At 67.7% G+C, this 6,053-nt stretch carries 6 protein-coding genes and 1 pseudogene; 6 read left to right on the plus strand and 1 reads right to left on the minus strand.

Features of this window, described 5'->3' with window-relative positions; all coding sequences use genetic code 11:
- A partial coding sequence (locus tag DPV74_RS38175) for a murein hydrolase activator EnvC (protein WP_162923260.1) occupies positions 1–350 on the plus strand: 350 nt, incomplete at its 5' end.
- Positions 351–407: 57 nt separating this feature from the next.
- On the opposite strand, the gene DPV74_RS38180 is transcribed toward DPV74_RS38175, so the two are convergent.
- Positions 408–1,046, minus strand: a complete 639-nt coding sequence (locus tag DPV74_RS38180) for a Pr6Pr family membrane protein (RefSeq protein ID WP_059693981.1) — start codon at positions 1,044–1,046, stop codon at positions 408–410.
- 230 nt (positions 1,047–1,276) lie between these two features.
- Here DPV74_RS38180 and DPV74_RS38185 point away from each other — a divergent pair, with 230 nt between their 5' ends.
- From DPV74_RS38185 to DPV74_RS38205, 5 genes and pseudogenes are all read left to right on the plus strand, one after another.
- The gene (locus DPV74_RS38185) at positions 1,277–1,813 is read left to right on the plus strand and encodes a cytochrome b (RefSeq protein ID WP_060083423.1); all 537 of its coding nucleotides are present in this window, start codon (positions 1,277–1,279) and stop codon (positions 1,811–1,813) included.
- A gap of 159 nt (positions 1,814–1,972) precedes the next feature.
- Positions 1,973–2,341: a DUF2946 domain-containing protein gene (locus tag DPV74_RS38190; protein WP_027791102.1), complete on the plus strand. Its 369-nt coding sequence runs from the start codon at positions 1,973–1,975 to the stop codon at positions 2,339–2,341.
- Positions 2,342–2,424: 83 nt separating this feature from the next.
- Positions 2,425–4,557 (plus strand): TonB-dependent copper receptor, encoded by a 2,133-nt coding sequence (locus DPV74_RS38195; RefSeq protein WP_119339067.1) that lies wholly within the window; start codon positions 2,425–2,427, stop codon positions 4,555–4,557.
- A gap of 228 nt (positions 4,558–4,785) precedes the next feature.
- On the plus strand, positions 4,786–5,880 hold the full coding sequence (locus tag DPV74_RS38200) for a triacylglycerol lipase (protein WP_059693985.1): 1,095 nt from the start codon (positions 4,786–4,788) through the stop codon (positions 5,878–5,880).
- A gap of 3 nt (positions 5,881–5,883) precedes the next feature.
- Positions 5,884–6,053, plus strand: a pseudogene (locus DPV74_RS38205) (lipase chaperone); the annotation flags it as partial.

Here is a 6,053-nt window from a genome sequence, read left to right on the forward strand (position 1 = left end):
CCGGTGTCGTGGCGACGCCGTTCGCGGCCGGCAGGACGCGCGGCATCGTGATCGCGGCGTCCGGCCCCGACCATTCGGTGCGGGCCGCGGCGGCCGGACGCGTGGTTTATGCGGGGTCCGGCGTCAAGGCCTACGGCCCGCTCGTGATCCTGAAGCATGAGAACGGGCTCATCACGGCCTATGGACACAACGGCAAACTGCTGGTCAACGAAGGCGACGCGGTGCGCCAGGGCCAGCCGGTCGCCGAAATGGGCATCGACACGAGCGGCCGTTCGACGTTCGAGTTCGAAGTGCGCCAGAACGGCAAGGTCGTCGATCCGATGAACTTCCTGCCGCGCAACGGCGGCTGACGGCCCGCCTCACCCCGTGTGCGCCGGGCGGCGCACACGTTCCGGCGTTTCCCGCCTTCATCCTTTCCCGAGCGTCACCGCGCCCGACTGTCTCGCGTGATTGCCGAGCCAGCGAATGCCCAGTGCGAGCGCCGCCGCGCCGACCGCGATCAGCGAACACTGGATCGCGACCGGCAGGTAGCCATGCGGCCGCGGATCGACGAACGGGTAGGGATACCAGTTCTCCAGCGCGCCGCGCACGAGCGTATAGCCGAGATAGACGACCGGAAAGGCGAGCCACGCGAACGCGCTGCGCCGCGGGATCGGCAGGCGCGGCTCCACGTACAGCCAGTCGCACAGCACGACGAGCGGCACGATCCGGTGCAGCACCCAGTTGTTGAACGCCGGCGTGACGTGGCGCAGCGCATCGAGCCGCGCGAGCAGGAGCTCGTAGACGATCGCGGTGATCAGGACGTACAGCACCGCGGCGCCGCGCATCGATTCGTAGCGAGCCGAGCCGGGGCGGGCGATGCGCCAGAGCCCGGCGGCGAGCATCGCGGCCGCGTAGAGGCTGCTCAGTTGCGTGAAGTAGCTGAGAAAGTTGCCGAGCTCGAATGCAGGCATGCCCCAGTAGCCGGCGATGCTGTGCAACGTCGTCGACACCGCGAGCAACGCGGCGGTCAGCCGATAGGCCGCAACGAAGAACGCCTTGCTCATGATGCGCGCGCAACGTCGACACCAAAGCTTCATCGTGCCACAGCCGTTTACGGGCGCGATGCGGATTTTCCATATGACGGCCCGCGCGGCGCGTGCGTTGACGATTCATCCGATATTTGACCTCGCCGCACAAAACCGGACGCACGTGCGGCTACAATCGTGGCAGCCTTGCCGGGCTGCCGAGCCGATTGCGGCATGCGCCCATCCCCGCATACAACACGAGACGAAGCATGAGAAACATCCTCGCGAAACAGACGCGCTACAGCTCGCCCGCGATCTTCTTCCACTGGGCCGTGTTCGCGCTGGTGGCGCTGGCCTACCTGGCCATCGAGATCCGCGGGCCGAAAGGCAGCGACAGCCGGGTGTTCTGGATGAACGTTCACCTCACCGCGGGCACGCTCGTGCTCGTGCTGTCGGTGCTGCGCGTGCTGTGGCGAGTCGTCAGCCGCGTGCCCGAGGCCATTCCGCAAACGGCGCTGCTGCGCTGGCTCTCGAAGCTCGCGCATCTCGCGCTCTACGTGTTCATCATCGCGCAGCCGCTGCTCGGGATCATGACGATCAACCTGGGCGGAAAGCCGGTGTCGCTCGACTGGCTCGGCGTGTCGTTCACGCTGCTCGGCCCCGACAAGGCGCTGCGGCCGACGATCAAGGAAGCGCACGAGCTGATCGGCAACGCGTTCTATTTCGTGATCGGATTGCACGCGCTGGCCGCGCTTTACCATCATTTCATCCGGCGCGACGACGTACTGCGGCGCATGGCGCCCTGAACGGCACGTTCGTTCCGGAAGCATGCAGCAGGCGGGGGCGCATGGTTGTGTTGACAACCATGCGCCCCCGGTTCGTTTACCGCCATCTGCGCTGGTCAGCGCGTTAAACATTCTGTAACATCTCGGCTGTTTTTACATTCCGCTTACTCTGCGCCGCGCATGCTGCACCGACATCGTCACCTGACCGCCTGGCTTGGCGTGCTCGCGATCTGGTTCGCGATCGCGGCGCCGCTGGTGTCGCAGTGGCGCGTCGCGCAGGCGGCCACGCCCGACGCAATTGTCTGCAGTGCAGAGCATGGCGCGCATCGGTCACCCGATGCAGGCCGCATGCACGATCACGCGCTGCATCTCGATGCGTGCGGCTACTGCGGTTTCTTCGCGCACAGTCCCGCGATCGGCGGGACTGCCGCCGCGGCACTCGCTTCCGTTCCCGTCGTTTCCGTCTCCGCCGTCGCGCCGCCTGCCGTCGCGGCGCGCGCCGACCGCTATCCGCGCGCGTACCCGCGCGCACCGCCCGAGCGCGCCTGACGCGCTGTTTTCCGTTCTTTTCACCGCCGATATCCGTGCGGCCCGTCGAGGCCGTGCGGAGGGCGTCACTCGGGCTTTCGATCATGACCATTTTCCAGTTGCGTGCGCCGCGGGCGTCGCGCAATGCCTGTGCGCGGCGCATGCCGCGCGTGCTGAAACTCACCGTTCCCGCGCTCGCAGCCGGCGCACTGGCCGCGAGCGCCGCGGCAGCCGAAATGGCGCGCGCGGCCGGCGCGCCGGCTGACGACACGGCCGCGCCGCTGCCGGCCATCGAAGTCGTCGCATCGCCGCTGACGACGCCGCTCGTCGTCGTCACGGATCCGAAGACCCCGCGCCAGCCGCTGCCCGCCAGCGACGGCGCGGATTACCTGAAGACGATCCCCGGCTTCACGTCGATCCGCAGCGGCGGCACCAACGGCGACCTCGTGCTGCGCGGGATGTTCGGCTCGCGGCTGAACATCCTGGCGAACGGGATGTCGACGCTCGGCGCATGCCCGGGCCGGATGGATGCGCCGACGTCGTATATCGCACCGGAAAGCTATGACAAGGTCACCGTCCTGAAGGGGCCGCAGACCGTGCTGTACGGCCCCGGCGCATCGGCCGGCACCGTGCTGTTCGAGCGCGTGACCCCGCGATTCGACAAGCCCGGCATGCGCTTCGAGGGCAGCCTGGTCGGCGGGTCGTTCGGCCGCAACGACCAGAACATCGACGTGACGGCCGGCACGCCGGACGTCTATGGCCGCGTGACCGCGAACCACGCGCATTCGCAGGACTACAAGGACGGCAACGGCAACACCGTGCCGTCGCAGTGGGACAAATGGAACGCCGATGCGGCGCTCGGCTGGACGCCGGACGACCACACGCGCGTCGAGCTGACCGCCGGCACCGGCGACGGTTATGCGCGCTACGCGGGGCGCGGAATGGACGGCGCGCATTTCCGCCGCGAGACGTTCGGCCTGTCGTTCGACAAGAAGCATATCGGCGACGTGCTCGACCGGATCGAGGCGCGCGTGTACTACAACGAAGCCGATCACGTGATGGACAACTACACGTTGCGGCAACCCGACCCGACCAGCAGCATGCCGATGCGGATGGCGTCGGAAGTGCGGCGTCGCACGGCCGGCGTGCGCGCAGCCGCGACGTTCCGTTTCGCCGGCGACTTCAAGCTCGTGACGGGCGTGGATGCACAATCGAACCGGCTCGACTCGCGCTCGGCGATGGGGCGGCAGAACTACGGCGACCAGCCGTGGGATGCGCAGGCGACGATGTGGAACGCGGGCGTGTTCGGCGAACTGACGTGGTACGCGAGCGAAGTGTCGCGCGTGATCGGCGGTGTGCGCGTCGACTATGCGAGCGCACGCGACAAGCGCGCGACGACGAGCGGCATGATGAAGAGCAAGCCGAATCCGACCTTCGACGACGATCGCACGCGCGTGCTGCCGAGCGGCTTCATCCGCTACGAACGCGATCTCGCCTCGCTGCCCGTCACGTGGTACGCGGGGATCGGCCATACGGAGCGTTATCCCGATTACTGGGAGCTGTTCTCCGCGAAGCGCGGGCCAGCCGGTTCGGTCAACGCATTCTCGGCGGTGCAGCCGGAGAAGACCACGCAGCTCGACATCGGCGCGCAATACAAGAGCGACCGGCTCGATGCATGGGTGTCGGCCTATGCGGGCTACGTGCAGGACTTCATCCTGTTCAACTATTCGGCCGGCATGATGGGCCCGACCACGCAGGCGACCAACGTCAATGCGCAGATCATGGGCGGCGAGGCGGGCGTGTCGTGGCGGCCGGTTGCGCCGCTGCGCGTCGAGACGTCGCTCGCGTATGCGTGGGGGCGCAACGTGGCAAGCGGCGATCCGCTGCCGCAGATGCCGCCGCTCGAGGCACGCATCGGGCTCGAATACACGCGTGGTGCGTGGTCGGCAGGGGGCCTGTGGCGCATCGTTGCGCCGCAGCATCGCTATGCCCTGAACGAGGGCAACGTGGTCGGCAAGGACTTCGGCCCGAGCGCCGGATTCGGCGTGCTCTCGCTGCATACGCAGTACAACGTGAGCAAGACCGTGCAGGTATCGGTGGGCGTCGACAACGTGCTGAACAAGGCCTATACCGAGCACCTGAACCTCGCGGGCAACGCGGGCTTCGGCTATCCGGCGAATTCGCCGGTGATGGAGCCGGGCCGGACCGCCTGGGTGCGCGTGAGCGCGAAGCTGTAACGCGTCGCGCGTGTGCGTTGCAGCATGCGCACGCATGAACGCGGCCCCGCCTGAACGGGCGGGGCGCGTCAACCGATTAGAGAACCGTGTCTAGTCAGGGCGCAAACGTTCGCGAGTCGTGATTCACTCCCGCATTCGACGCACACGGTGCGCGCGACGTTCGCGATGCATCGTGTGTGTCGATCCGGCTTCATTCGCACCGGCAGCACAATAATCAGGAGAACATGCATGGCCAGGACGATGCGTTCCAGGGTGGTGGCAGGGGCAGTGGCATGCGCGATGAGCATCGCGCCGTTCGCGGGGACGACCGCGGTGATGACGCTCGCGACGACGCACGCGGCAATGGCGGCGACCGCGCCCGCCGCTGGCTACGCGGCGACGCGTTACCCGATCATCCTCGTGCACGGGCTCTCGGGTACCGACAAGTACGCCGGCGTGCTCGAGTATTGGTACGGCATCCAGGAGGACCTGCAACAGAACGGTGCGACCGTCTACGTCGCGAACCTGTCGGGTTTCCAGAGCGACGACGGCCCGAACGGGCGCGGCGAACAGTTGCTCGCTTACGTGAAGACGGTGCTCGCGGCGACGGGGGCGACCAAGGTGAATCTCGTCGGTCACAGCCAGGGCGGCCTCTCGTCGCGCTATGTTGCCGCCGTCGCGCCCGATCTCGTTGCGTCGGTGACGACGATCGGCACGCCGCATCGCGGCTCCGAATTCGCCGACTTCGTGCAGAACGTGCTCGCGTACGATCCGACCGGGCTTTCGTCATCGGTGATCGCCGCGTTCGTCAATGTGTTCGGGATCCTGACGAGCAGCAGCCACAACACCAACCAGGACGCGCTCGCCGCACTGCAGACGCTGACCACCGCACGGGCCGCCACGTACAACCAGAACTATCCGAGCGCGGGCCTGGGTGCGCCGGGCAGTTGCCAGACCGGTGCGCCGACCGAAACCGTCGGCGGCAACACGCACCTGCTGTATTCGTGGGCCGGCACGGCGATCCAGCCGACGCTCTCCGTGTTCGGCGTCACGGGCGCGACGGACACGAGCACCCTTCCGCTCGTCGATCCGGCGAACGTGCTCGACCTGTCGACGCTCGCGCTGTTCGGCACCGGCACGGTGATGATCAACCGCGGCTCCGGGCAGAACGACGGGCTCGTGTCGAAGTGCAGTGCGCTGTACGGCAAGGTGCTGAGCACGAACTACAAGTGGAACCACCTCGACGAGATCAACCAGCTGCTCGGCGTGCGCGGCGCGTATGCGGAAGATCCGGTCGCGGTGATCCGCACGCATGCGAACCGGCTGAAGCTGGCGGGCGTGTAATCGATGACGGCACGAGGAGGACGCGCGCCGCTGGCGCGCCGCGCCGTGGTCTATGGTGCCGTGGGGCTGGCGGCGATTGCCGGCGTGGCGATGTGGAGCGGCGCGGGCCGGCATGGCGGGACGGGCGCATCCGGCGAGCCGCCGGATGCGTCGGCGGCACGCGGACCGGCTGC

The sequence above is a fragment of the Burkholderia sp. HAN2018 genome (assembly GCF_024704855.1).
GTDB lineage: Bacteria > Pseudomonadota > Gammaproteobacteria > Burkholderiales > Burkholderiaceae > Burkholderia > Burkholderia cepacia.

Bases quoted from the DNA above. Each gene is read 5' to 3' on its own strand.
- DPV74_RS38185 (WP_060083423.1), top strand. From the start codon at position 1,277: ATGAGAAACATCCTCGCGAAACAGACGCGCTACAGCTCGCCCGCGATC.
- DPV74_RS38190 (WP_027791102.1), top strand. From the start codon at position 1,973: ATGCTGCACCGACATCGTCACCTGACCGCCTGGCTTGGCGTGCTCGCG.
- DPV74_RS38180 (WP_059693981.1), bottom strand. From the start codon at position 1,046: ATGAGCAAGGCGTTCTTCGTTGCGGCCTATCGGCTGACCGCCGCGTTG.
- DPV74_RS38200 (WP_059693985.1), top strand. From the start codon at position 4,786: ATGGCCAGGACGATGCGTTCCAGGGTGGTGGCAGGGGCAGTGGCATGC.
- DPV74_RS38195 (WP_119339067.1), top strand. From the start codon at position 2,425: ATGACCATTTTCCAGTTGCGTGCGCCGCGGGCGTCGCGCAATGCCTGT.